Annotated in this window: 25 protein-coding genes; 12 read left to right on the top strand and 13 right to left on the bottom strand. The window is 65.9% G+C overall.

Annotated elements, in window-relative coordinates; translation table 11 throughout:
- Window positions 1-8 precede the first annotated feature (8 nt).
- Together CFB46_RS31065 and CFB46_RS36660 are read right to left on the bottom strand one after the other, a co-directional pair.
- Window positions 9-2183, bottom strand: coding sequence for a DUF4132 domain-containing protein (locus tag CFB46_RS31065; RefSeq protein WP_027786085.1), 2175 nt, complete (start codon window positions 2181-2183; stop codon window positions 9-11).
- A 151-nt stretch (window positions 2184-2334) separates the two neighbouring features.
- Window positions 2335-2493, bottom strand: coding sequence for a hypothetical protein (locus CFB46_RS36660; protein WP_227789569.1), 159 nt, complete (start codon window positions 2491-2493; stop codon window positions 2335-2337).
- Between the two features lie 442 nt (window positions 2494-2935).
- On the opposite strand from CFB46_RS36660, the gene CFB46_RS31055 reads away from it, so the two are divergent.
- A complete protein-coding gene (locus CFB46_RS31055) occupies window positions 2936-4360 on the top strand; it encodes an aminotransferase-like domain-containing protein (protein WP_027786084.1) in 1425 nt (474 codons plus the stop codon).
- Window positions 4361-4454: 94 nt separating this feature from the next.
- Here the strand turns inward: CFB46_RS31055 and CFB46_RS31050 are convergent, their stop codons facing one another.
- The 4 genes from CFB46_RS31050 to CFB46_RS31035 all read right to left on the bottom strand — a co-directional run bounded on the left by CFB46_RS31050 (window position 4455) and on the right by CFB46_RS31035 (window position 7870).
- Window positions 4455-4922: a MarR family winged helix-turn-helix transcriptional regulator gene (locus tag CFB46_RS31050; protein ID WP_034185505.1), complete on the bottom strand. Its 468-nt coding sequence runs from the start codon at window positions 4920-4922 to the stop codon at window positions 4455-4457.
- A 45-nt stretch (window positions 4923-4967) separates the two neighbouring features.
- Complete coding sequence (locus CFB46_RS31045) at window positions 4968-5849, bottom strand: NmrA family NAD(P)-binding protein (protein ID WP_027786083.1); 882 nt, start codon at window positions 5847-5849, stop codon at window positions 4968-4970.
- Between the two features lie 462 nt (window positions 5850-6311).
- Entirely contained in the window at window positions 6312-7112 is an 801-nt protein-coding gene (locus CFB46_RS31040) for an alpha/beta fold hydrolase (protein ID WP_027786082.1), read from the bottom strand.
- A gap of 116 nt (window positions 7113-7228) precedes the next feature.
- Window positions 7229-7870, bottom strand: a complete 642-nt coding sequence (locus CFB46_RS31035; RefSeq protein ID WP_027786081.1) for an HD domain-containing protein — start codon at window positions 7868-7870, stop codon at window positions 7229-7231.
- A gap of 130 nt (window positions 7871-8000) precedes the next feature.
- Here CFB46_RS31035 and CFB46_RS31030 point away from each other — a divergent pair, with 130 nt between their 5' ends.
- Complete coding sequence (locus CFB46_RS31030; RefSeq protein ID WP_027786080.1) at window positions 8001-9038, top strand: GlxA family transcriptional regulator; 1038 nt, start codon at window positions 8001-8003, stop codon at window positions 9036-9038.
- 8 nt (window positions 9039-9046) lie between these two features.
- Here CFB46_RS31030 and moaD read toward each other — a convergent pair whose 3' ends face one another.
- The 5 genes from moaD to fdhD all read right to left on the bottom strand — a co-directional run bounded on the left by moaD (window position 9047) and on the right by fdhD (window position 13390).
- A complete protein-coding gene (gene moaD, locus CFB46_RS31025; protein ID WP_006498429.1) occupies window positions 9047-9304 on the bottom strand; it encodes a molybdopterin converting factor subunit 1 in 258 nt (85 codons plus the stop codon).
- A gap of 52 nt (window positions 9305-9356) precedes the next feature.
- Window positions 9357-9929 carry a molybdenum cofactor biosynthesis protein MoaE gene (locus tag CFB46_RS31020; RefSeq protein WP_027786079.1) on the bottom strand — a complete coding sequence of 191 codons (573 nt, stop codon included), beginning with the start codon at window positions 9927-9929 and terminating at the stop codon, window positions 9357-9359.
- Window positions 9930-9976: 47 nt separating this feature from the next.
- Window positions 9977-11101, bottom strand: a complete 1125-nt coding sequence (gene moaA / locus CFB46_RS31015; RefSeq protein WP_027786078.1) for a GTP 3',8-cyclase MoaA — start codon at window positions 11099-11101, stop codon at window positions 9977-9979.
- Window positions 11102-11309: 208 nt separating this feature from the next.
- On the bottom strand, window positions 11310-12524 hold the full coding sequence (locus CFB46_RS31005) for a molybdopterin molybdotransferase MoeA (RefSeq protein WP_027786077.1): 1215 nt from the start codon (window positions 12522-12524) through the stop codon (window positions 11310-11312).
- Window positions 12521-13390 carry a formate dehydrogenase accessory sulfurtransferase FdhD gene (gene fdhD, locus CFB46_RS31000; RefSeq protein WP_027786076.1) on the bottom strand — a complete coding sequence of 290 codons (870 nt, stop codon included), beginning with the start codon at window positions 13388-13390 and terminating at the stop codon, window positions 12521-12523. The genes CFB46_RS31005 and fdhD overlap by 4 nt, the downstream gene beginning before the upstream one ends.
- Window positions 13391-13801: 411 nt before the next feature.
- Between fdhD and CFB46_RS30995 the strand changes: the two genes are divergently transcribed.
- The 4 genes from CFB46_RS30995 to CFB46_RS30980 all read left to right on the top strand — a co-directional run bounded on the left by CFB46_RS30995 (window position 13802) and on the right by CFB46_RS30980 (window position 17802).
- Window positions 13802-15202 (top strand): cytochrome ubiquinol oxidase subunit I, encoded by a 1401-nt coding sequence (locus CFB46_RS30995; protein WP_027786075.1) that lies wholly within the window; start codon window positions 13802-13804, stop codon window positions 15200-15202.
- Between the two features lie 2 nt (window positions 15203-15204).
- The gene (cydB, locus tag CFB46_RS30990) at window positions 15205-16212 is read left to right on the top strand and encodes a cytochrome d ubiquinol oxidase subunit II (RefSeq protein WP_027786074.1); all 1008 of its coding nucleotides are present in this window, start codon (window positions 15205-15207) and stop codon (window positions 16210-16212) included.
- 163 nt (window positions 16213-16375) lie between these two features.
- Window positions 16376-17296 carry a bestrophin family protein gene (locus CFB46_RS30985; RefSeq protein ID WP_027786073.1) on the top strand — a complete coding sequence of 307 codons (921 nt, stop codon included), beginning with the start codon at window positions 16376-16378 and terminating at the stop codon, window positions 17294-17296.
- A gap of 92 nt (window positions 17297-17388) precedes the next feature.
- Entirely contained in the window at window positions 17389-17802 is a 414-nt protein-coding gene (locus tag CFB46_RS30980) for a VOC family protein (RefSeq protein WP_027786072.1), read from the top strand.
- A gap of 9 nt (window positions 17803-17811) precedes the next feature.
- Here CFB46_RS30980 and trpS read toward each other — a convergent pair whose 3' ends face one another.
- Window positions 17812-18825, bottom strand: coding sequence for a tryptophan--tRNA ligase (gene trpS / locus CFB46_RS30975; protein WP_027786071.1), 1014 nt, complete (start codon window positions 18823-18825; stop codon window positions 17812-17814).
- A 209-nt stretch (window positions 18826-19034) separates the two neighbouring features.
- Window positions 19035-19190, bottom strand: a complete 156-nt coding sequence (locus CFB46_RS36135; protein ID WP_175888595.1) for a hypothetical protein — start codon at window positions 19188-19190, stop codon at window positions 19035-19037.
- A gap of 401 nt (window positions 19191-19591) precedes the next feature.
- On the opposite strand from CFB46_RS36135, the gene CFB46_RS30970 reads away from it, so the two are divergent.
- The 6 genes from CFB46_RS30970 to CFB46_RS30945 all read left to right on the top strand — a co-directional run bounded on the left by CFB46_RS30970 (window position 19592) and on the right by CFB46_RS30945 (window position 23784).
- A complete protein-coding gene (locus CFB46_RS30970) occupies window positions 19592-19882 on the top strand; it encodes a hypothetical protein (RefSeq protein ID WP_227789570.1) in 291 nt (96 codons plus the stop codon).
- 161 nt (window positions 19883-20043) lie between these two features.
- Window positions 20044-21099, top strand: a complete 1056-nt coding sequence (locus CFB46_RS30965) for an SEL1-like repeat protein (protein ID WP_227789571.1) — start codon at window positions 20044-20046, stop codon at window positions 21097-21099.
- A 545-nt stretch (window positions 21100-21644) separates the two neighbouring features.
- Complete coding sequence (locus tag CFB46_RS30960) at window positions 21645-22310, top strand: hypothetical protein (protein WP_089502435.1); 666 nt, start codon at window positions 21645-21647, stop codon at window positions 22308-22310.
- Between the two features lie 80 nt (window positions 22311-22390).
- A complete protein-coding gene (locus CFB46_RS30955; protein ID WP_027786069.1) occupies window positions 22391-22726 on the top strand; it encodes a RebB family R body protein in 336 nt (111 codons plus the stop codon).
- 190 nt (window positions 22727-22916) lie between these two features.
- Window positions 22917-23276 carry a RebB family R body protein gene (locus CFB46_RS30950; RefSeq protein WP_089502434.1) on the top strand — a complete coding sequence of 120 codons (360 nt, stop codon included), beginning with the start codon at window positions 22917-22919 and terminating at the stop codon, window positions 23274-23276.
- A gap of 184 nt (window positions 23277-23460) precedes the next feature.
- On the top strand, window positions 23461-23784 hold the full coding sequence (locus CFB46_RS30945; protein ID WP_027786067.1) for a RebB family R body protein: 324 nt from the start codon (window positions 23461-23463) through the stop codon (window positions 23782-23784).
- Window positions 23785-23866: the final 82 nt, after the last annotated feature.

Genomic DNA, 23866 nt, shown 5'->3' with positions numbered 1-23866 from the left:
GCGAGCGTTCAGTCGATCAGGCCCGCGACGACGTCGACGATCCGCTGCAGCAGCGCTTCGTCGTAAGGCAGCCACGGTACCGCGCGCAGCGGCGAGGGCGGCGGCTCGATCGTCGCATCGACGGGCTCGCCGTCGCGCGTCACGCGCCCGGTCGCGCAATGCACCGACCACGCGCCGACGTGCACATGACGTTCGTCGATTGCCATCCTTCCTTGCGCGATCGCGTCGGCGAACACGAGCGACAGCACGTGCTTGCGATGCCGCGCCATCACACCCAGCGGCAAATCCGACAGCCGGTTCAGGCGCTGCCGGCGTTCCGTTTCCATCTCGCGCTGGCGAACCGGGTCGACCGTGAACGCGGCGGCGGCCGCGCGCGTCGCGTCGTCGTCGAGGGCGAACGCGGACACGCTGACGAGCAGGTCGACCGCGCGCGCCACTTCCGAGAACACGACGCGATCGATCTCGCCGATCGGCAGCGGCACCCAGCGCCGTTTGTCGCGGCGTTCGAAGTGCAGCCGGCGCGACGTGCCGTGAGTTTCCGAGCCGGGATAGAGCCGCGCATCGACGAGGAAGGTTGCACGCACGCCGCCGAACTCGCGGACGAGCCCGTCGTCGTACGCGCGGATCGACCAGCCCTCGCGGCGCGCGACGCCGAGCAGCGACCGGCTCGACAGCACGTGACCTTCGAACATCGCGGAATCGCCGGCTGCGGCGTCGCCGTCGGCCGGCACGTAGTACTCGCGGAATGCCTGCCTGACCGGCTGCCGCAGCGCGCCGCCGACGATCGCGCGCTGCCACGCGAGCCGCTCGTCCGCATCGGCCAGCAACGGGTGCCATAAGCGGATGTCGCTGCCGTCGGCGATGTCGCACGCGCGCCCGGCCGCATCGCGCGGCACGACCTTGCCTTTCGTGATTTCAGGCATGAACGACTGCGTCGTCCCATCGCGGCCGCACGCTTGCCAGATCATCCGCGCCGAGAACGCGGCGCCGGCCGGCGCATCGACGAGCCGCTCGCGCCATTCGGCGTGGCCGAGCGTCATCGGCTGCCAGAAGCCGGCCTCCATGCACGTGGCGAGTATCGCGAGCTGCTTCTTGTCGGGCTTCGCGTCGAGCGTCATGCGCAGCGCGGTATGCGGCCGCTCGCCGAGCACGCGTTCGGCCGGCTTCAGGTTGCGCGCGAGCTTCTTCTGCACGCCGGCGTGACGCACGACGGCCAGCGCGTCGCGCAGCGCGCGCACGCTCTCGGGTGTCGGGATCGTCTCGACCGCGTGGCCGAGCGCGATCGCGAGCGACTGCGACGGCGCCGTCTTCGCGGCCGTCGGCGCGACGCACACGCCCGTCAGCAGCGGCCCGATCAGCGGGCGCAGCCACGCTTCGTCGCGATATGCGGCCACGCGCGCCGCGCGGGCGACGACCTGCGCGTCGTCGGTCGTGAACGCGCGATCCGCAGCGTACGGAACGGCGCCGGCGTGAAGCGCCGCGACCTGCCGTGCGGCCTCGGTCAATGCGTCGCGCGCGAATTCGACATACGCGGCGTCTTCCGCGAGCGTGACGGCCGGATCGCTGAAATCGATCCACAGCCGCTTCGGCGCGAAGTAACCGTCGTGCGTCGCGGCCAGCGCGAGCAGCGCGGCCGGCCCGAGTTCGGGCAGCACGTCGAGTTCGCGTACGCGAAACGGCGAATCGGCCAGCGCTTGCGCATACGCGTCGCGTCGCGCCGAGAAATCGCGACGGCCGGCGAACCAGTCGAGTGCATAGGCGCCATACGCGGATGCCGCGCGCAGGCTGTCTTCCTCCGGTTCGCTCGCGATGCGCGCAAGTTCGGCCTGCAGCGCGGGCGACGGCAGTGCGTCGAGGCAGAGCAGTTCCTCCAGTGCACGCTTCCATGCGCCGGACGGGGTGTCGCGGAACAGCTCGAGCGCGGCATCGGCGTCGACCAGCGGCACGAGACCGAGCGCATCGATCTGCCCGCGCAGCCAGCGCACGAATTCGGCGCGCGGATCGTCGTATGCGTACGCGTGCTGGATGATCTCGCGCTCGGCACGACGCAGCGCCGGCCAGACCGCGCCGAGCGTGTGCGCGTCGAGCGCGGACAGGTCGATCGGCGTACCGGTGAAGCGCGGATAGTCGGCGGTGCCGGTCAGCCGCGCGACGAGCAGGGCGGCGAGTGCGCGTTCAGTCATGCGAGGTCTCCTTGCCAGCGGCGCGCGATGCGCGAATGCTGGCGCGGCGGCGCGCGCGCGCCGATTCGCGTTCGAGCCGTTCGTCGCCCGCATCGGGGAGGTCGACGACGATTCGGACGTCGGGCCCCAGCAGGATATGGAAAGCCTTGCCTCATTGCACGGTGTTCGCGCCGCGTTCGGCCTCGACCATGAGCGATTCGCTGACGCCGAGGCGGCCGGCCGCGGCGTTCTGGCGCGATTTCTGCTGTACTGGTCGCGCGACGCGTATCGCGCCGCCGACGCCGGCTACCTGTTCGATCGTGTGCTGCATGGTCTGGCTCTCACCTTGGAAACCCGGGGGGCGCACAGTATTGCACCCCAATTGGTCCGGTCGCCCGCAGGCCCGTGCGGCGGGGCTCCCGGGGCGGTCGGCCGTACCGCGTCGGCCCACCGGCCGTCCGGCCATTTCATAAGACGTACAGTTTTCCCGCGATGCGCGATTCGGGCCGAACTGTACTCTTGTTCGCGCGTGCGATGTGTGTACTCGCGGCCAACTGTTCTTCTCTTAAGATTCAACCATCAAGTGCACAGTGCCGCAGATCCGGTTGTCCGGACCTCTGCCGGCGCATCTTCAAGAGAGCCAGTGCGATGGAAAAGGCAAAACCGGAGGGAAAGATCAGGAATCACGACGGCCCGGTCGTCGGGCGAAACACGTGCGTGTCGGACGCACACGGCAGGGCGGCGCGGCTGCGCATGCCGGCGGGAGACGCACGATGAAACTCTATGAAAAACTCGCGGACGACATCGAGCGCCTGATCCGCCAGGGCGTGTACCGGCACGGCGACCGGATTCCGTCGGTGCGGCAGGCGAGCCAGCAGCACCGGATCAGCATCACGACCGTGCTGCATGCCTACTTGCTGCTGGAAAGCCGCGGGCTGCTCGAAAGCCGGCCGCAGTCGGGCTATTTCGTGAATCTGCGGCGCGACGACAGTCACGCGCCGGTGCGCGAGCTGCGGCCGTCGAAGCCGATCGCGATCTCGTCGTCGGTCGACGTGAGCCGGCTCGTGCTGTCGACGCTGCGCTCGATCGGCACCGACGACGCGGTGCCGCTCGGTTCGCCGTATCCGGACCCGAGCCTGTTCCCCTTCGAGAAGCTGAACCGCTACGCGTATGCGGCCGGTCGCGACAAGTCGCTGTGGGGTGTGACCGACGGATTGCCGCCGGGCCATCCGCGGCTGATCCGGCAAATTGCACGCCGCTACCTGGAAAACGGGATGTCGGTGGACCCGAACGAGATCATCGTGACGGTCGGTGCGACGGAGGCGATCAACCTGTGTTTGCAGGCGGTGGCGAAGCCGGGCGATACGATCGCGGTGGAATCGCCGACGTTCTACGCGATGCTGCATGCGATCGAGCGGATGGGGATGAAGGCGATCGAAGTGGCCACGCATCCGGAATACGGAATCGACATAGCGGCGCTGGCCGCGATCGCGAAATCGCAGCCGATCGCCGCATGCATGGTGATGCCGAACTTCCAGAACCCGCTCGGCTTCCAGATGCCGGATGAGCGCAAGCGCGAACTGGTTGAGTTTGCAACAAGGGCCGGGATGCCGATAATCGAGAACGGCGTGTACAACGAACTGTATTTCGGCGACACGCATCCGAGTTCGCTGAAGTCCTACGACCGGACCGGGATCGTGCTGCATTGTTCGTCGTTCTCGAAGAGCCTGACGGCCGCATACCGGATCGGGTGGGCGTTGCCGGGCCGCTACCGCGATCAGGTCGAGAAACTGAAATTCCTGAATACGCTCGCGACGCCGTCGTTGCCGCAACTCGCGATCGCGGAGTTTCTCGAACGCGACGGCTACGAGCACCACCTGCGGCGCTTGCGCAAGGCGTATGCGCAGCAGGCGAACCTGATGCGCGCGATGGTGTCGCGGTTCTTCCCGGAGGGCACGCGCATTTCGAGCCCGGCGGGCGGCTACGTGCTGTGGGTCGAGTTGCCCGCGCAGGTCGATGCGATGCGGTTGTACCAGCTCGCGCTGGAGCAGGGGATCACGATCGGGCCCGGCTACATGTTCTCGATCACCGACAACTACCGGAACTTCATCCGGCTGAACTACAGCAGCCCATGGTCGCCGGAGATCGAGCAGGCGGTGATCACGGTCGGGAAGCTGGCCGCGGCGTGCATGCGGTGAGCGGGTGCGCTCGGTACGGTGTGCTTCGACGACGAAGCCGGCCTCGTGCCGGCTTCGTTTTTTGACGCTACGAATACGGCTGAATCCTCGATCTTCATTTTTCAACTTCAGGGGGCGGTTCAGCATCGACGCCGACCTTCATTTCCGCAAGGCTGCGACGCAACACGTCCACGTTTTCCGTTCCGTTCAGGACGCTGAACTGGTGCTGCGCCTCATGCCAGAGCGGTGCCGCCTGTTCGAAAAGCTTCGTGCCGTCCGGCGTGAGTTCGACCAGGCGGATACGACCGTCCTCGGCGGACGGCCGTACCCTGACGAAGCCATCGCGCTCCAGGAAGCCGATCATCTTTCCCATGGCCGTGCGCTCGATGTCGAGACGCTCGGCCAGTACATTGACCGACGCGCTTTGCCGCTCGTTCAACGTGGCGAGGATCAGAAACTGCGTGATGCGAAGGCCGGATGGCTGGAGATACGCGTCGTAAAGACGCGAGATCTGACGGGCGGCCTTCCTCACCGTAAAGCAGTTGCATTGATCCACGCCGATGGGTTGGTTTTTCGCCCGCATTTCTCTTCTCCTTGACGTTGGCAAATTGCCGGGTTCGTGCGCATTTCACTCGAAAGCGCCGCGGTACTTCTCGATGAACGCGCGCACCGACAGCGCGGGCGTACCCGTGATCTGCTCGACGACATCGTTGGTACCCTGGAAGACGCCCTCTTGATAATGCTGGGCGACCTCGACGAGATGCTGGACCAGGAACGGAGGGAACTTGTACAGCTGTTCCATCTGTTGCTTGAACACATCGATCGAAGTCGGAGCATATTCGATCTTGACGCCGAGCACCTCGCTGATAATCGCGGCGATCTCCGTATGATTCAATTCCACGGGGCCGTGAAGAGTGTAGGTCTTGCCCCCGTGCCCAGCCGGGTTCGCCAGCAGGTGAGCGATGACCCTGCCCTGGTCGTCCGTGCTGATCGGTGCGTGGCGCCCGTTTCCGAACGGGAACGCGATCTTCTTCGTGGCCCGGATTTCCTTCGCGAAATGCGGATAGACGAGCCAATCCGCGAAGAAGGTCGGGCGCAAGTGAGTCGTTGGTACACCTGACCAGTCGAAAATGCGCTCGGACACCCAGTGGTCCTGCGCCGCATGGCTGGTCGATTCGCGCCGCGCCGAAATCTGCGACATGTTGACGATCGCACCCACGCCGGCTTCCTTTGCCGCCTGCGCGAAATAGGCCGCGGCCCCAAGGATGCCCGGTGCGATCGGGTGCAGGAAGTAGGCGGCACTCGCGCCCTCCATCGCGGCGCGGATCGCATCGATGTCGGTGAAATCCCCGACGGCGATTTCGACACCGCGCGCACGCAGCGCCGCTGCGCGTTCGTCGTCCGAGCGCACATACGCACGGACGCGCTTGCCCATCTGCAGCAGTTCGTCGATGGCTGCACCACCGGTGCGGCCGGTTGCGCCGCTGACGAGAATGGATGTTTCGTTCATGGCAGTAATTCTCCGTGAAATAAAGAGCATATGCTCCTATCAGTCAATATAGGAGCATATGCTCTCATGTGCAAGTTTTTTATGCGGGCGGCTCGGGTATCGCACCAGGTGAAACGTGCTTGCGGCCGCCGAACCAGGGTGAGGGCGCCGCTTAAACGCTGCCATGCGCGAACGACGGCCGGTCGCGCATCGATTTTTGCGTACCAGGCGTGAAGCAGGGGGAGCGCGGACCAATCGAGCGCCTGCCTCACGGCAAAGGCGCTCGTATGGGCGGCGAAGTATGCGGTGTCCGTCAAGAAGCGTTCGGCGCGAACGCGCGCGTCGATGGCGCGACCGGCAAGCAATCGGGCGCCGGGTCGTCGCCTTTCACTTCACGCCGCGCGCCTCGGCGGTAACGGGGCCGCCGATCGGCGCGATGAATCGCGCGGCCTACAGGCAACGGACCATTGCGAGGGCGGACCTTCATGCCTCTCCGCGAAGTGACATCCCCGGTTGTTCGATGAATTGTCGAATGGCCGTTGCGATCGCAACCGGATCTTCGAGGGGAGACAGATGGCCTGTACCGGGGAGCACCATCATTCGGGCTGCCGGGATTCGCGGCAGCAATTCGTTCTGCAGCGTCTCCGGCCGATCGACCTGATCGAGTTCCCCGGCGATGACGAGCACGGGTACGTCGATGGACGCGACGTCGGCGGTAATGTCTTCGACCATGCCGCCGAGCGGCCATGCGCGCTTCGCCTGCGGTGCGCCGCGCAGGCTGTCGGCGATAACCTGTTCGCGAAGTTCCGGTGTCAGTTTTTTCGCGGTGAGGACGTTGTCGAGCGCCCAGCCGATCGACTCCCGGGTGTCATAGACTCGGGCCATCTCGGCCCGCTGCTCGCTGGAAAAGTGCATCGGTGACGGCGGCGACGGCGCGACGAGGACGAGGCCCTCGAGTCCCGGCGGCCGGCGCGACGCGAGCAGCTGCGCGACCTTTCCGCTCATCGAGTGTCCGACGATCACGTAGCGTTCGAGCTTCAGGGCTTCAACGACGTCCTGTACGTCGTTCGCGAGATCGCCGATCGCATAACCCTGCTCGGGCGCGTCCGAGTTGCCCCAGCCGCGGTGGTCCATGCCGACCGTTCGATACCGCCCGCCCAGGCCGTGGATCACGCCGTTCCAGGTTCGGCTCGACCCGCCGTAGTAATGCAGAAACAAAAGCGTCGGTTCACCGCTTCCGCGCGCCTCTGTGTAAATTCGTGTTCCTCGTGTCGTGACATGCATTTCGGTTCTCCAGGTATGCAGATCGCTTTCGATGGCTGACGGTTGCCATACGCATCGCCGGTGCGGGAAACCAGTGGACGGTGGTCGCCGCGAGGGCGGGGTGGCGATATGCCGCGTCAGCTTTCGAACGGCGCATCATGAATCAGATCGCACACGTCCGGAATGTCGAAACCGTGTACGTGACGCCGGCCGATATCAGCAATTCCGGTGCCGACGGTCGTATGCGGCTTTTTTCTGGCGACTTCAGCCAGCGCTTCGGTAAACGCTGCTTTAAATCCGACTCGGGGATAAAGCGCGAGCGTGTCGTCGATCAGCGATGGCGTGACTTCGTCGAGAAACAGTCCGAAGACGTCGAGGTGGGCGCCCATATAAACGAGCGCGATTTCCGGCTGCTTGCGATCGGCGAGGCCGCCGGCGGAGTGAAGCGCGATCGCATCCCACACGAGTTCCGTTTTCGCTTTCGGGTAGTCGTGAGCAAGCAGGATGCGGCTGGCCGCATCGGCACCGCCCACTTCGAAGCGCTGGTCGGCGGCAAATTCGTCCGTGAGACCAAGGTCGTGAAGCAGCGACGCGAGATACACCACTTCCCGGTCGTACTTCAAGCCCCGCTTCCTGCCCAGGAATTCGGCGAACCACCAGGTCCGGTGCACGTGATGCATCATGGCCGGGGAGTGGACCTGTTCGACGAGGGAAGCGGCCTGGCCGGCCATCTTCGAATCCGGCGCACTGACTCCGCCGATAACCACGGGTTCAAGCACGGTATATCTCCAGGAAATGCAACGTAGCAGAGCTGCCCAGTCTAGGCGGCGCGCCGATGGCACAGATGACAGATCCAGGACGATTTCTGCCACAATTGCTGGCCCGAACGCCCCGACACGTGGACCGCTCATGAGAAAACCGACGAAACCGGTCGCCCCGCCTGCAGACGCGGAACAGAAGCGGGTTGTCATATTGGGTTTGCCGCCGGTGGACGCGCTCGACGTGATCGGCCCGGCGGAAGTATTCGCGTGGGCGAATCAGCTTCACGGTGGTGGCACTGCACCGTACGTGCTCGAACTGATCTGCTCGGCTGCCGATCACTACCTGGACAGCGAAACGGGCATCGGGCTCAGAGGACATGGCACGCTCGAGCAAGAGCGTCGCGATAACAAACCCATCGACACCTTGCTCGTGACGACGGGCTCCAGGACGTTCGAACAGGTTGATCGGGCAGCGGTAGCGTGGCTTCGAACGCGCGCGCCGACAGTGCGTCGCGTGTGTTCCATCTGTGTCGGCGCGTTTGCACTCGCGGCCGCCGGCCTGCTGGACGGACGCCGCGCGACGACGCATTGGGGCGTCGCCCGGCGCCTGGCGGAGCGCTATCCGAAGGTGCAGGTGGATCCGGCGCCCATCTGGATAAAAGACGGCAACGTCTATACGTCGGCCGGCATCTCGTCGGGAATCGACCTCGCGCTCTCGCTGGTCGGCGAAGATCTGGGAAACGACTTTGCGCTGGAAATCGCGAAGAATCTGGTGCTGTTCCTGCGCCGCCCCGGCGGGCAGGCACAGTTCAGCTTCGCGCTTCAGTCGCAGCGCGCGCACGATTCGAGTCTGAACGCGTTATGCCTTTGGATCGGCGAGCATCTGCACATGGACCTCACGGTCGAGATAATGGCCGCCCGGGCTTCGACCAGCGTCAGAACGTTGATGCGGATGTTTCAGCGGGAATTGCAGACGACGCCCGCGAAATATGTCGAAAACGTTCGGCTGGAGGCGGTTTGCCGTTCCCTTGCGCTGGGCGGGAAATCGATGCACGACATCTGTCGCCTGAACGGGTACCGTAGCGTCGACGTGTTGAGGAAGGCGTTTACACGCCGCTTCGCGATGAGCCCGACGGAATACGCGCGCCGCTTCGGCGAGCGCGCGACACCGAAGCAGCGCGTTTGACGCGCGTCTTACCCGCCCGTCACCGGCGGAAAGAACGCAACCTCGCTATCCTCCCGCACGACGAATTCCCCGGTCACCATCTCGAGGTTCACGGCCGCCCGCACGGGGCGATCCATCCGCAGCGCGTCCGCGCTGCGGGCGTCGCGTGCGGCCAGCGTGCCGCGCAGCGCGTCGACGGTGAGCTCGCGCGCATCGATTTCGACGGTTTCCTCATCGAGCGCCAGTTGTTCGCGAATGCTCGCGAAATATTTGATCGTCAGTTTCATTGCGATGTCTTGAATGGAATCGGCAGAATCGGAAAACGCGAAGCGAACGGGCTCAGCCCCAGCGCCGCATCGCCTGATCGTCGTGCGCCTTCGCCTCGACCCAGCCGGATTCGCCGTCGTGCCTGATCTCCTTCTTCCAGAACGGCGCATGGGTCTTCAGGAAATCCATCAGGAATTCGCACGCATCGAACGCGGACGCGCGATGTGCGGCGGCCACCACGACCAGCACGACGGGCTGGCCGAGCGGAATGCGGCCGACACGGTGCACGATCCTGACGGCTTCGAGCCGCCAGCGCGCAGTCGCCTCCTCGACGATGCTCCACAGCGCCTGTTCGGTCATCGTCGGGTAGTGCTCGACTTCCAGTGCGACGACGTCGTCGACGTCGCCTTCCTTGCGCACGACGCCGAGAAAATTCACGACCGCACAGACATTCGGATTCCTAACGATAGGCGCAAGCTCCGCGCCCGCATCGATCGGCGCATGCTGCACGCGCACTTCGAAGCCGGCGGCAATCGCGGGCGCCGATTCGGGGTGCGGGTCGGTCGCGTCGACGGGCGGCGGGGGACTGCCGGCACGCAGCGGATCGTCGGGCAGCCCGGCGCGGGATTCGGTGAAGGTCGTCATGACAGGTTCTCCAGTGGGCGGCGCATTCTGTGTCGCGCGGCGGCCCGTCAGCCGCCGACGAGCGACATGCGCACGGTCGGATAGGTCTTGCCCGATGCGCGGGCCGGCCGCGCGGCCCGGCGCTCGGAATAGCGGTCGTCGCGCTGCATCCAGCGTTCGCGCACGGCGGCGGCGAGGTCGCCGGTCGAGGCCGCGTCGTCGAGCCACGGCCGCAGGTCGGTGCCTTGGGTCGCGAACAGGCACGTATAAAGCTGGCCGTCGGCCGACACGCGGGCGCGCGAGCAGGTGCCGCAAAACGGATGCGACACGCTCGCGATGAAGCCGACTTCGCCCGCGCCGTCGATGTGTGCGCAACGGATCGCGGTCGCGTCGTGCCCCGGTTCGCCGACGAGCACGAGCGGGTAGTGTGCGTCGATCAGCTCGCGCATCCGCGCGGCCGGCACGACCTTGTCGCCGGACCAGAAGCTGGCGCCGCCGACGTCCATGTATTCGATGAAACGCACGGCCACGCCCGTATGCCGGAAGTGCCGCACGAGCGGCAGGATCTGGTCGTCGTTCACGCCGCGCTCGATCACTGCGTTGACCTTGACCGGCGCGAGCCCGGCCGCATGCGCGGCCTCGATGCCGGCGAGCACGCGCGACACCGGCACGTCGGCGTCGCTCATCCGGAGGAACACCGCGTCGTCGAGCGCGTCGAGGCTCACGGTCACGCGCGACAGCCCCGCATCGCGCAACGAGCGTGCCTTCGCGGCGAGCAGCGAACCGTTGGTCGTCAGCGCGATTTCGACGGGCTTGCCGTCGACGGTCGTCAGTGCGGCAAGGCGTTCGATCAGCGCTTCGAGATGGCGGCGCAGCAGCGGCTCGCCGCCCGTGATGCGGATTTTCTCGACGCCGAGGGACGTAAAGGCACGCGCGATCCTTTCCAGTTGCGCGAACGACAATCGTTCGGACGACGGCATGAACGCGTAGTCCGCGCCGAAACTTTCGCGCGGCATGCAGTAGCCGCAGCGGAAATTGCACTGGTCGATGACGGACAGGCGCAGGTCGCGCAGCGGACGGCCGAGCGTGTCGGACGGGCGGGAGAAAGCGCCGGGCGATGCGCCGCCGGATGAAGCGGCGACGGCCGGCGCGGCGGAAACGATGGCATTCACGATCGGGTCGTCGGCCTGCATGAAGTAAGCGGAGGGGCGTCGCCGCTCGGCCATGCGGGTGCCGACGTGTCGGCGCACAGGTCGTGACGAGCCTCATCGTGAGCATAGTCCCGCAGGTTTTGCCGGCAGAGACACAATCGCGCCCGAATTGCAGGAATACAGTTCGCCGCGCGGAATGCGCGACGAATGCGGGGAATGCGCCGCATCGGGCGGCTATTCGGCGTCATGCTCATGCGAGCCAGCGCGCGAATTCGTAGTACGGTACCGCGTCGCCGCGCGCGATGCGCCGCCCGGCCGGCAGCCGCGCGAGCCCGCTTGCCTGCACCAGCGACTGCAGCGTGCCGGCGCCTTGCTGACGCAGCGTATCGAGCACCGGCGCGCCGCCTGCGCCCACAGTACAGCACACGCGTACGAAGCGCTCGCGCTGCGCATCCGGCTCGAAGTCGGTGTCGATCGGCAGCGACGGCACGATCGGCAGGCACGCATCGCGCCCCTGCAGGCGGCGGATCAGCGGCGCGACGAACAGCGCGAACGTCGTCATCGCGGCGCCCGGATTGCCGGGCAGCAGCACCACCGGCCGCGCATCGAGCCGCGCGAGCGCGACCGGCTTGCCGGGCTTCATGCGCACGCCGGAGACGACGAACGACGCGTCGAGCGCGGCCAGCGCAGGGCGCAGCAGATCCTTGTCGCCGACCGACGCGCCGCCGACGCAGATCACGAGGTCGCACTGCGCGTGCAGATCGCGCAGTGCCCGATCGACGGCGGCCGTCGTATCGGCCGCGTGCATGCGCATCGCGACGTCGGCACCGGTTCCCGCGACCAGCGCGGCGAGCATCGGCGCATTGCTGTTGTAGATCTGCTGCGGCGCACGCGGCTCGCCGCACGCGACCAGCTCGTCGCCGGTCGTCAGGATGCCGACGCGCAGCGCCGCGCGCACGTCGATCCGCGCGAATCCTTGCGCGGCGGCCACGCCGACGTGCATCGCGCCCATCCGCACGCCGGCCGGCACGAGCCGATCGCCGGCGCGCACTTCCTCGCCGCGGCGGCGGATGTGCGACCCGCTGCGTTGCGACGCGTCGAACGTGACGCCGCCGTCCCGTTCGTGCGCATGCTCCTGCATCACGATGGTGTCGGCGCCGGGCGGAATCAGGCTGCCGGTGAAGATGCGTGCGGCCGTGCGCGGCGCCAGCGGCGCCGGCATGTCGCCGGCATAGCAGCGCTGCGCGACGCGCAGCGGCTCGCCGTGCGCGAGGTCGGCATGCCGCACGGCGTAGCCGTCCATCGCGCTCTGGTCGGCCGGCGGCTGGTCGAGCACCGCGGTCAGCGGCGCGGCGAGCACGCGGCCGGCTGCGTCGGCGACCGGTACGGATGCGGCGGCCTCGAGCGGCGCGAACGCGCCGGCGAATTGTTGCTGCGCGGTATCGAAATCGAACAGGTGTTTCATGACGAGTGGGCCGGGTGCGCCGGTGCGGGCAGTGGGTCGAGGTGAGCGGCGGCGGGCGACACGTATTCGACGAAGCCGTCGTTGCGGCAGAAACCGAGCAGCCGCACGCCGGCTTCGCGGGCGACGTCGATCGCGAGCGACGTCGGCGCCGAGATCGTCGCGATGATCGGGATGCCGACCCGCGCGGCCTTGCGCACCAGCTCGTAGCTCGCGCGGCTCGACAGGAACACGAAACCCGCGCGCGGATCGGCCCGGCGGCGCGCGAGCTGCCCGATCAGCTTGTCGAGCGCGTTGTGGCGGCCGACGTCCTCGAACACGTCGAGCACGGCGCCGTCGCGGTCGCACCACGCGGCTGCATGGATGCCGCCCGTCTCGCGCATCAGCGCCTGTCGGGCCGGCAACGCACGCGCGGCGCGCGCGATCGCGTCGGCGCCGATGCCCGCGGCCGTGCCGGCGGCCGCGATCCGCGGCGGGTGCAGGTCGAGCTGCGCAATGCTTTCGATGCCGCATACGCCGCAGCCCGTGCGGCCGGCCAGCGCGCGGCGGTGCGCCTTCAGCGCCATGAACGCCTGCTGCGACACGGTGAGCCGCACTTCGGCGCTGCCGGGCCGGCATTCGCTTTCGATGTCGAAGACGTCCGACGCGCGCTCGACGATGCCTTCGCTCAGCGCGAAGCCGAGGCCGAACGCGTCGAGGTCGAGCGGCGTCGCCATCATGACCGTGTGCGAGATGCCGTTGAACACGAGTGCAACCGGGGTTTCGTCGACGACGCGATCGACGGTGTCGCATACGTCGCCGGCACGATGGCGGGTCACCTGACACGCGGTGCTGCCGGTCGGATCGTCGGGGCGGGTGCAAAACTCCATACAGGTTTCTCCAGGCGGGCCGGCCGGGCACGGCGCATGCGCCGAACGACGGAAATCGATGCCGCCGGGCGGGTGCCCGACGGGCGCACGACCGCCTCGGGCAGGCGTTGCATGACATGTTAAGTGGAGTGAACAGTGCGCCGGAGGCACAGCGCCGCCACGCGGAAAGCAGTACAGCTGACCGCCCCGCAGGCACGGAATATGTTTTCCGTGCACACATCTTTGGCGGCGCAAGCAGCACAGTTTCAGCGCACGTTCGAGTGATTGCGAGTATCGTTGCAAACGCGATATCGTCATTCACGCTTCGATGCCATGCGAGTGACCGGTTGTGTTCGCATGTGTTGTCGCCAAGCCGTCGCGCGATTTCCTGCTTCGGGCGTACGTCCTCACAATCACGAGCAAATTACGGTCATGGAAATCTTCGATGCGTTCCATCTCGCCCGCTTGCAATTCGCATTCACGGTGTCGTTCCACATCGTGTTCCCCGCGATCAGCATCGGCATGGCGAGCTTCCTGGCGGTGCTGGAATGGCGCTATCTCGTCACCGGCGACGCCGCCTACAAATCCATGTTCCAGTTCTGGTCGAAGATCTTCGCGATCGGCTTCGGGATGGGCGTCGTCTCCGGCGTCGTGATGGCGTACGAGTTCGGCACCAACTGGGCCGGCTTCTCGCGCGTCGCGGGCAACATCACGGGGCCGCTGCTCACGTATGAAGTGCTGACCGCGTTCTTCCTCGAAGCCGGCTTCCTCGGCGTGATGCTGTTCGGCTGGCAGCGCGTGAGCCCCCGCGCGCACTTCTTCGCGACGCTGATGGTCGCGGTCGGCACGCTGATCTCGACGTTCTGGATTCTCGCGTCGAACAGCTTCATGCAGACGCCGCAAGGCTACAAGATCGAGAACGGCCTCGTCGTGCCGGTCGACTGGTTCAAGATCATCTTCAACCCGTCGTTCCCGTATCGTCTCGTGCACATGACGATCGCGGCGTTCATCGTCGCGGGCTTCATCGTCGCCGCGTGCGGCGCGTGGCACCTGCTCAAGGGCCGCCGCGACGAGCCGGTGAAGCGCAGCTTCTCGATGGCGCTGTGGATGTTGCTGGTGCTCGCGCCGATCCAGATCGCAGTCGGCGACGCGCACGGGCTGAACACGCGCGAATACCAGCCGGCGAAGATCGCGGCGATCGAGGGGCTGTGGGAAACCGAGAAGGGCGGCACCGCGCTGAACCTCGTCGGGCTGCCCGACATGCAGGCCGAAACCACGCGCTATGCGATCCAGGTGCCGCACCTCGGCAGCCTGATCCTCACGCACAGCTGGGACGGCGAGATTCGCGGGCTGAAGGAATTCGCGCCGCAGGACCGCCCGTATTCGCCGATCATCTTCTGGACGTTCCGGATCATGGCCGGCCTCGGGATGCTGATGCTGCTCACCGCACTGCTCGGGCTGCTGCTGAGAAAGGGCGGGCGCCTGTACGAGACGCGCTGGTTCCAGTGGTTCGTGGTGGCGATGGGGCCGTCGGGCATCGTCGCGCTGCTGGCCGGCTGGATCACGACCGAGGTCGGCCGCCAGCCGTGGACCGTGTACGGCGTGCTGCGCACCATCGATTCGGTTGCGCCGCTCAGTGCGCAACAGGTCGGCGTATCGCTGCTGATCTTCGTGGTCGTGTACTTCCTGGTATTCGGAACGGGCATCTACTACATGATGAAACTGATGAAGCGCGGGCCGGCTGCCCAGGCCGGCTACATCGAGCTGCACCGGCATCCGGGGCTGCGCAAGAGCGCGCTGTCCACGCCGCTGAACGTCACCGAGGCGGAGTAACCATGCACATCGATCTTCCCGTCGTCTGGGCCGCGATCATCGGCCTCGGCGTATTCCTCTACGTGATGCTGGACGGCTTCGATCTCGGTATCGGGCTGCTGTTTCCGTTCTTCGACGCGAAGGCCGAGCGCCAGGTGATGCTCGACACCGTCGCGCCGGTGTGGGACGGCAACGAGACGTTCCTCGTGCTCGGCGGCGCGGGCCTCTACGGTGCGTTCCCGGTCGTGTATTCGACGCTGCTGCCGGCGAACTACCTGCCGCTGGTGCTGATGCTGGTCGGACTGATCTTCCGCGGCGCCGCGTTCGAGCTGCGCGCGAAAGCCACCCGCACGCAGCACATGTGGGATCTCGCATTCATCGGCGGCTCGGCGCTTGCGGCGTTCTGCCAGGGGATCGTGCTCGGTTCGCTGCTGCAAGGCATCAAGATCGTGAACAACCAGTTCGCGGGCGGGCCGTTCGACTGGCTGTCGCCGTTCAGCATGCTGTGCGGGATCGGCGTGCTCGTCACCTATGCGACGCTCGGCTGCGGCTGGCTGATCCTGAAGGTCGACGGCGAACTGCAGCGCAAGATGCGGTTGCTGATGAAGCCGCTCACGGGCGTGCTGCTCGCGGTGATGGGCGTGGTCAGCCTGTGGACCGTGATCGGGCTGCCGGCCGTCGCGCACCGCTGGTTCGGCAGCGGCAACCTCGGCTGGTTCCTGCCGGTGCCGATCCTCGTCGTCGCATGCGTGTGGGGCATCTTCCACTCGGTGAAGCGGGCGCACGAGGCCACGCCGTTCCTGCTGACGCTCGCGCTCGTGTTTCTCGGCTACACGGGGCTCGTGATCAGCATCTGGCCGAATATCGTGCCGCCGTCGCTGACGATCTGGGACGCGTCGTCGAGCCATTCGAGCCAGTTGTTCGCGCTCGTCGGCACCGTGATCGTGCTGCCGATCATTCTCGTGTACAACGCGATGCAGTACCGCGTGTTCCGCGGCAAGGTGCGCGAGGGCGATATCGGCTATCACTGAGCGGCAAGCAACGTGACGGGGCGCGGCGCGCGCGTATCATCACGCGCAGCGCGCTGCGTCCGGCCCGGCACCCGACCGAAAAGCGGCCCGCCACGCGCGGGCCGTTGCATATCGGGTGCGGGCGCAACGGGTTGCGTAATCCTTGGGCAGTCGAGAAAACATCATGATCGTCAGACCACGACAGAACTGGCTCCGGATGCTGTTCGTATGGAACGGCTCCGTGCTGCAATCGATCATTCCGCAGCTCGTGTTCATGGCGATCGTCAGCACGCTGGCGGTCTTCACGAACGGGCGCATCTTCGGCGAGAAGATTCCGCTCAACACCGCGCCGTTCACGCTGTTCGGGCTCGCGCTCGCGATCTTCCTCGGGTTTCGCAACAACGCGAGCTTCGAGCGCTTCAAGGAAGCGCGGCATCTGTGGGGCAACCTGCTGATCGCCGCGCGCGCCGTGACGTCGCAACTGCATCGCTACCTGCCCGACAGCGTGAGCGACGCCGAGCGCAACCGGCTCGCCGATCTGCTGATCGCGCTCGCGTATGCGTTGAAACATCAACTGCGTCATACCGATCCGACCGAAGACCTGCTGCGCATTCTCGGGGCGGAGCGCACGACCGCGCTCGGCGGCAAATGCTACAAGCCCGTTGCGATCCTCGACGAACTGCGTGGCGGCATCGTCCGTGCGCTGGGGCGCGCGCCCGGCGGCGACGCGACCTGCTGGATGTTCGAGACGCAGCTCGACGAGCTCGGCAAGTCGGTCGGTGGTTGCGAGCGCATCCTGTCGACGCCGATCCCGTTTTCGTACAGCGTGCTGCTCCATCGCACCGTGTACGCGTATTGCGTGCTGCTGCCGTTCGGGCTCGTCGATTCGACGGAGTTCTTCACGCCGCTGATCTGCGTGTTCATTTCCTACACGCTGATCGCGCTCGAAGCGATCGCGAACGAAGTGGCCGAGCCGTTCGGCCTCGCGCCGAATGCGCTCGCACTCGATGCGATGACGCGCACGATCGAGCGATCGATACTCGAACTCGGCGATCGGCCGATGCCCGAGGAATTCGTGCCGGCATCGACGTATCAGATCACGTAGCGGCATGGCCGGTAGTGTGGTCGTCGGTAAGGTTGCTCGGCCGGAGCGATGACGGGTGTGTAGACTCGTGCTCGTTCAATGGAGCCCACACCATGCACCTTCTCGATCACGTGTCGATCGGTGTTCCGGATATCGATCTGGCGCGCCGCTTCTACGATGCCGTCATGGCTGCGCTGGGCGCGACCAAGGTCTATGACCGGCCCGATGCGCTCGGCTATGGTGAGCGTTGCAGCGCGAATGATCCGGAGTCGACTTTTCTGGCGGTGTATCTGGATTCCGCCGAAGTCGGGACGAGCAAGCGGCACTGGTGTTTCAAGGCCGCATCCCGCGAGCAGGTACATGCGTTTTTCGAGGCCGGCCTGTCCGCGGGCGGCCAGCCCGACGGCGACCCTGGATTGCGGCCGCACTACCACGCCGACTACTACGCGGCTTTTGTGGTCGATCCGGCCGGCAACCGGATCGAGGCCGTGTGTCATGCGGCGGCGCCGGGGCGCGAGCGGCCGTGATGGCGTCGCTCAATCGAAATACGTCAATCCCATCGCCCCCTTCACCTCCGCGAGCGTTGCGCCCGCCACTTCCCGTGCATGCAGCGTGCCGCGCTTCAGGATCATCATCACTTCGGCCTTGTCGGCCTCGAACTCGCGGCGGCGCGCGCGAATCGGCTCGATCAGCGCCTGTAGCCGCTCGTTCAGCACGCGCTTGACGACGCTGTCGCCGAGGCCGCCGCGGCGATAGTGGGCCTTCAACTCGTCGACCTTCGCCACGTCCGGCTCGAACGCATCGAGGAACGTGAACACGACGTTGCCCTCGACCTGGCCCGGGTCGCTCACGCGCAGGTGGTTCGGATCCGTGTACATGTCCTTCACGGCTTGCGCGATCTCGTCCGGCGTCGAACCGAGCGTGATCGCGTTGCCGAGCGACTTGCTCATCTTCGCCTTGCCGTCGATGCCCGGCAGCCGCGTGACCGACGACAGCACGGCCTCGCACTCGACCAGCACCGGCTGATCGACGGTTGCATTGAAGCGACGTACGAGTTCGTTGGTCTGCTCGATCATCGGCAACTGATCGTCGCCGACCGGCACATGGGTCGCCTTGAATGCGGTGATGTCGGCCGCCTGGCTCACCGGGTAGGTCAGGAAGCCGGCCGGGATGTCGCGTTCGAACCCGCGCAGGCGGATCTCTTCCTTGATGGTCGGATTGCGTTCAAGGCGCGCGACCGTGACGAGGTTGAGCAGGTATTGCGACAGCTCGGCGAGTTCAGGCACCTGCGACTGCACGACGATCGTCGAGATCGCCGGATCGATGCCGACCGCGAGGTAGTCGAGCGCGACCTCGATCACGTTTTCGGTGACGCGCTGGCGGCGGCCCATGTTGTCGGTCAGCGCCTGCGTATCGGCGAGCAGCAGGAACTGCCGCGCTTCGTGCTGCATCTGCACGCGTGCGCGCAGCGAGCCGATGTAGTGGCCGAGATGCAGCGGGCCGGTCGTGCGGTCGCCGGTGAGGATGGTCGGGCGGGTGGGTTGCGTCATGGTCGTCGTGGGCTCCGGGTTGTCGAAGCCGCCAGCCAGGACGTCAGCGCAGAAACGCAAATGCCGCCATCGCTGGCGGCATCACGTTTGGGACATGCAAAAGGAAACGGGCCGCCTGGGTCAGGCGCGCCACCAGCAATGCACGATCGGCGAGGCGGGTTGGGTTTCCATCGAGCGAGTATAACGCAGGGCGTGATTGGCGGTGCGCGTCAGCGGATCACCGATTCCATCGCGAGGTAGGCGGTTTCGGCGGACGGCCACAGCAGGTACAGCAGGCCGGCCATCAGCAGCCACGCGCCGGCGCGGACGAGCGGCGTGCGGTCTTTGTCGCGTGGGGAATGGGTGAGCTGCTTCGATTTCTTCATGCTTGCAGGCGCGGGGTGCGCCACTCCAACGGTTACTGCAACGGGTCGCGCGGGGCGAGCCGGGGTGTTGCGGGGTTCTACGGGGATAAACACGTGGTGCGCCGTTTGATCGTGCAGTCGGCACGTGCGTCGGTTCGGCGCGCGACGATCCGGGGTGGATCGGTCATGGTGTGCGACCCGCATGCTATCAGGTTGGCTACCCGCCAACCGTAAAGGATTGTCGGGCGATGGCCGAGGCGGTATGCGTCGAGACGGGGCGACGTTTGCCGTCGATTGTCCGAAATAATTTAAAAAACCAATAAAATCAATGAGTTGATCGGGTGGGTGATTGACCAGTGGGGGCATCGCGCATTCATCGCGGCTTCTGGCACAGGAGAATCTACATCCACAGTAAACTGTTGATGACCGACGACAGTTTCTTCACGTTGGGCAGCGCCAATCTGAATTTGCGGGGCGTGGCAGTGGATGCCGGGACCAACGTGGGAACCAACGACCGTACGAAAAGCAGAAGATCTGCGCAAACGGGCGTCGAAGTTTCACACTGGAAACGCAGCGGATTGCAATCCGTCTTCGCTAACTCCGTGGGCCATGTCGAAGGCGTTCCGCAACTGGGTGAATTTGCTGCGGGCCAACGAGATCGTCCGAAAGAAGGGAGACGCGCCAGTTGGTTTCCCGCATCCGTTCCACGATGAGCGTGTGACAGACATTCGCTTATCCTGAGTAGGCCTCCTGAATCGTGCTAAATCAATTACGTTCGACTCCTGCCAACCGCATCGGCTTCGCCCGGTTAGTTTCTGCTTTCCTATTCCTTGCATGTGCTGCCTGCTCGACGAACGATTCTCTTCCTCGCAACATGTCGTTGACCGCCTTCAATCCGCATCGCACGGCGTTCGAGTGCAAACACGAGGCTGACGTGGCTCCCCCGCTCGATCCGGAGGCCGATCGCTGGAATCAGCAGGCAATGGCGCTGACTAGTTCGCTGTTGTGGCCGAACCAGCGCGATTACAAGGGCGCTGTCGATTTGTGGACGAGGGCGGCCGAGCGCAAGCACTGGAAAGCCATGTTGAATCTGGCGAATGCCTACGCCCAGGGGGAGGGCGTGGAACGTAGTTCAGAACAGGCCGTTCAGATCACCGAACAGGCGATGAAACTGGGTATTCCTGCAGCCTACGATCTGATGGGCACGTACCACATGAACGGGATGGGCGTTAAGCAGGATGCTAGCCGCGCTTATGCATTCTGGCAACTGGCCGCCGATATGGGCAGCCCAAGTGCGATGGCGTATCTGGGTGGCAAGATGGACGCGCTCTATGACGACCCGAAGGCGGGCTTCTGGGGTAACCGCAAGATTGCACTCCAGATGCTCGAATGTGCGGTCGCGCAGGGCAACGGACTTGCTGCATATGAGTTGGGAACGACGATTGTGGGTGATCGAGCCGAGTTGAGCGAGAACAACGAACGCGCACTCAGAACGCTGCATGCGGGTGTGAAATTCGGCAGTGCAGAGAGTGCGGGGTGGTTAAGTGCGTCGTTTGGCAAGGGGGACGCCCTAGTCGGCCATGTCAAGGATGAAGCCCGTGCCGAGCGCTACAGCGTCCTTGCCGATCGCCTCGAGCGCGACCCCGACCTGCGTCTGCCGAATCTGGACAAGGTCGTGCCGCTCCCACCCGCCAAGCTGCCCAGGTGGGACGGCAACAAGGAGACGTTGATCGACGCGGCGAAAGCGGTGGCGTCCGTGCCGGTGTCGCCGGTCAAACCCGCCGCGCCCCCCGTGTCGCTACGTACGGGCAGCGCGCATGTGCCCGATGACTATATGCTGGAGAAGCCGCAGGTCGGCGATCCGCCGGATCAGCATGCGCGCAGCTCGGTAACATGTTCGGCGGCGGCAGCGGTGTGCGCCTGGGCTTGAGAAACAAGCATTGAACCGAGAGAAGATCGAATACGGCGGCACTTGCTGCGAAAGTACCGTGTGACGACGCGGAACATCGCGAGGTCGCCACCCCCGCTGTGCCCGGATCCGAATCACATCCGATACGGGCGCAAATGTCTCCGCCGAATCGTGTGATGCGCGGCGGGCCATCCCCGACCGCCCCGGTTTCTGCCCGCCGATACCGGCAAAAAAGATCGTTTCGCGCACGTGTGCTGCCCGTCCGCTCGAACAGCGTGTAGTCCTGCCGATGCCCGCCGTCACGCGAGACCCGGACGTCGGCGACATCGGACTCCAGACACACGCCGCCCGCACGCGGTGCCGACCGACTTCACAGACCCGCCGCACGGTTCGTCCTTGCAGCGGGTCCTGCCGAAATTTCCGGCGGGCCGTCGCGCATCCTTTTCCCGGAGAACACCATGCGATATCCATTGCAGCCCGCCGACCGAGCCATCGTGACACGGCGTCCACCCGATCCCGCGTCGCACGTACCCGTGCCGCGAGCGAATCTCGAGGAGGTGTGAGCCATGAGCAACGAAGCACTCGACCCGCTGCTGCGGCAGTTCGCGGAGAAGCGCCTGGGCCGGCCTCTCGAGCCCGGCGAAGAAAAGGTGCTGCTGGAGGGGTTGCCGAGCCGGCACGCGAACCAGCCGGCGCCCGCCGCCGGCCCGGCCACACCGGCGAGCGCCGCTAATCGGCCATTGCCGCAGTTGAAAACCCGGCAAGAGGCACGCCAACAGGTCAAGCATTTCCTGCAGCTCAACCAGCAAAAGGCGTACGAGAAGATGCGCGGCATCCTGCAGACGATCGACACGCAGAACGAGACGACGCTCGGCATGCTGGCGTCGGAACAGCAGAAAGTATCGGGTGTACTCGACGCGCACGCGCAGGGCGACGACGCGCAGGCATCCGCCACAGCCGAGATCCAGGACAGCACCCGCGAGGCACTGACGATGATCGGGGAACAGCTGACGGGCATGATCCGGCAGGAAATCGAAACATGCTTCCGGCAATACGGCGATGCGCTCGCGGAACGGCTCGCCGAAGGGCTTGCCGAAAGGCTTGCCGAACGGCTCGCCGCCAGGCTCGACGCGATGGAGGACCGGTTGCGAAGCACCGGCGCCGGTCCGGCCGAGCCGTCCAAACCCACCACCGCCGTTCACGATACGCCCGGCCGAGCGTCCATGGAGTAGCACGCGGGTCATGCGGCCGAACGCGAAACCGGCCGGCCCCGATGTGCGACCTCTCAACTACGTGAACCAAGGAGCAACAAATGGCTGATACGTGTCAAGTGTGCCAGGTCAATCCCGCGATTACCGATGCGGTCACACAGGTCAACGTCAAGGTGGTCGCGGAAGCGCCGGCAATGGCGATGGGCTCGCTGTACCAGGCCCAGAGCCATTCGCTCAGCATCCTGTTCGAGAACGCGGTGCAGCAGCAGTCGCAGGCCGCGATCCAGTCGCAAACGTCGACGAACGTGGGGACGATGCAGCTCTACACGATCGGGCCGGAAAGCGCGGGCGCGGCCGCCACGGAAATCGGCGCGAACGGGATCATTTCGATTCTGGCCGACGTGATCGCGATCGGGAAGGCAGTGACCACGCCGTAAGGCGTCATCGCAGCGCCGTGGTTGAGGCGGCGGCTCGAGCGGCACACGCTGCCGATACCGCCGCCGAGCCGCGGATACGTAGCATGACCGCCAGCGCCCGACCAAGGCGCCGCGCGGTGTTCCGGAGCAAACGACGGAACGGGTAGAGCCGATTCGACGCGGTGCCCGTTCGCGAACCAGGAGAAATACGATGCCGAATGACGCAAACGACTCGAAAGACCCGAAGGACCCCTGCAAGACCTGTGCGGTCAACGCCGCGATCACCGACGCGGTCACGCAGACCAACGTCAAGGTGGTCGGCGAAGCGCCCGCGATGGTCACGGGCTCGCTGTACCAGGCCCAGAGCCATTCGCTCAGCGTGCTGTTCGAGAACGCCGTGCAGCAGCAGTCGCAGTCCGCGGTGCAACTGCCGACCTCGACGAACGTGGGCACGATGCAGTTGTACACGCTCGGGCCGGCGAGCGCCGGCGCCGCCGCGACGGAGATCGGCTCGAACGGCGTGCTGTCCGTACTGGCCGACGTGCTCGCGCTCGGCAAGGCGCTGACCTGACGCGTAACCCTGCGTCGACGCCGGGCGGCGGCCCCCGATCGCGGTGGCTGCCGCCCGGCCCCCGACGTCGTGTCGACGCCCGGGGCGGCGGCCACCGTGCCGCGCATCGACGGCGCCGACCGACCCACTCGTGCTTTCGTCATCATGACTGCGCCGCAGCGGCGCGCAACCCAGGAGCAACGACATGCCGGAACAGGTTTCCCCTGCGATGACCGATGCAGTCACGCAAGCCAACGTCAAGGTGGTGGGCGAAGCGCCCGCCGTGGCCTTGGGCACGCTCATGCAGTCGAACAGCCATGCGTCCGCGATCCTGCTTCACAACGCGGTGCAGATGCAGGCGAATCAGGCGGCGTCCAACCTCGCCGCCACGACCGTCGGCATCATGCAGCTCTATGCCGGCTCGCCGGTGGCGCAGGCCAGCGCGGCGCGCTCGTCGAACGACAACTTCGTATCGCAACTGGCCGCCGTCGCGCAGTTGATGAATGCCCTCGGCCACGGGCGCGGCTGACCTTCAGGCGCGCCGCGCAACCCGGCGCGCAACCTGCCCGCACGGCGCCGCCGCGTGACGCACGCGCTTGCCGGGGCGGGCG

The sequence above is a fragment of the Burkholderia sp. HI2761 genome (genome assembly GCF_002223355.1).
GTDB lineage: Bacteria > Pseudomonadota > Gammaproteobacteria > Burkholderiales > Burkholderiaceae > Burkholderia.
The sequence above is the reverse complement of the archived record's forward strand: the minus strand, read 5'-3'. Positions and strand labels throughout refer to the sequence as shown.

Coding starts and splice junctions, on each gene's coding strand:
- CFB46_RS31020 (WP_027786079.1), bottom strand. CDS start 9,929: ATGACGACCTTCACCGAATCCCGCGCCGGGCTGCCCGACGATCCGCTG.
- CFB46_RS30955 (WP_027786069.1), top strand. CDS start 22,391: ATGGCTGATACGTGTCAAGTGTGCCAGGTCAATCCCGCGATTACCGAT.
- CFB46_RS30965 (WP_227789571.1), top strand. CDS start 20,044: ATGTCGTTGACCGCCTTCAATCCGCATCGCACGGCGTTCGAGTGCAAA.
- CFB46_RS30960 (WP_089502435.1), top strand. CDS start 21,645: ATGAGCAACGAAGCACTCGACCCGCTGCTGCGGCAGTTCGCGGAGAAG.
- CFB46_RS30985 (WP_027786073.1), top strand. CDS start 16,376: ATGATCGTCAGACCACGACAGAACTGGCTCCGGATGCTGTTCGTATGG.
- CFB46_RS30945 (WP_027786067.1), top strand. CDS start 23,461: ATGCCGGAACAGGTTTCCCCTGCGATGACCGATGCAGTCACGCAAGCC.
- fdhD (WP_027786076.1), bottom strand. CDS start 13,390: ATGGAGTTTTGCACCCGCCCCGACGATCCGACCGGCAGCACCGCGTGT.
- CFB46_RS36660 (WP_227789569.1), bottom strand. CDS start 2,493: ATGCAGCACACGATCGAACAGGTAGCCGGCGTCGGCGGCGCGATACGC.
- CFB46_RS36135 (WP_175888595.1), bottom strand. CDS start 19,190: ATGAAGAAATCGAAGCAGCTCACCCATTCCCCACGCGACAAAGACCGC.
- trpS (WP_027786071.1), bottom strand. CDS start 18,825: ATGACGCAACCCACCCGCCCGACCATCCTCACCGGCGACCGCACGACC.
- CFB46_RS31030 (WP_027786080.1), top strand. CDS start 8,001: ATGAGAAAACCGACGAAACCGGTCGCCCCGCCTGCAGACGCGGAACAG.
- CFB46_RS31005 (WP_027786077.1), bottom strand. CDS start 12,524: ATGAAACACCTGTTCGATTTCGATACCGCGCAGCAACAATTCGCCGGC.
- cydB (WP_027786074.1), top strand. CDS start 15,205: ATGCACATCGATCTTCCCGTCGTCTGGGCCGCGATCATCGGCCTCGGC.
- CFB46_RS31065 (WP_027786085.1), bottom strand. CDS start 2,183: ATGACTGAACGCGCACTCGCCGCCCTGCTCGTCGCGCGGCTGACCGGC.
- CFB46_RS30995 (WP_027786075.1), top strand. CDS start 13,802: ATGGAAATCTTCGATGCGTTCCATCTCGCCCGCTTGCAATTCGCATTC.
- CFB46_RS30970 (WP_227789570.1), top strand. CDS start 19,592: ATGACCGACGACAGTTTCTTCACGTTGGGCAGCGCCAATCTGAATTTG.
- CFB46_RS31045 (WP_027786083.1), bottom strand. CDS start 5,849: ATGAACGAAACATCCATTCTCGTCAGCGGCGCAACCGGCCGCACCGGT.
- moaA (WP_027786078.1), bottom strand. CDS start 11,101: ATGCAGGCCGACGACCCGATCGTGAATGCCATCGTTTCCGCCGCGCCG.
- CFB46_RS30980 (WP_027786072.1), top strand. CDS start 17,389: ATGCACCTTCTCGATCACGTGTCGATCGGTGTTCCGGATATCGATCTG.
- moaD (WP_006498429.1), bottom strand. CDS start 9,304: ATGAAACTGACGATCAAATATTTCGCGAGCATTCGCGAACAACTGGCG.
- CFB46_RS31055 (WP_027786084.1), top strand. CDS start 2,936: ATGAAACTCTATGAAAAACTCGCGGACGACATCGAGCGCCTGATCCGC.
- CFB46_RS31040 (WP_027786082.1), bottom strand. CDS start 7,112: ATGCATGTCACGACACGAGGAACACGAATTTACACAGAGGCGCGCGGA.
- CFB46_RS30950 (WP_089502434.1), top strand. CDS start 22,917: ATGCCGAATGACGCAAACGACTCGAAAGACCCGAAGGACCCCTGCAAG.
- CFB46_RS31050 (WP_034185505.1), bottom strand. CDS start 4,922: ATGCGGGCGAAAAACCAACCCATCGGCGTGGATCAATGCAACTGCTTT.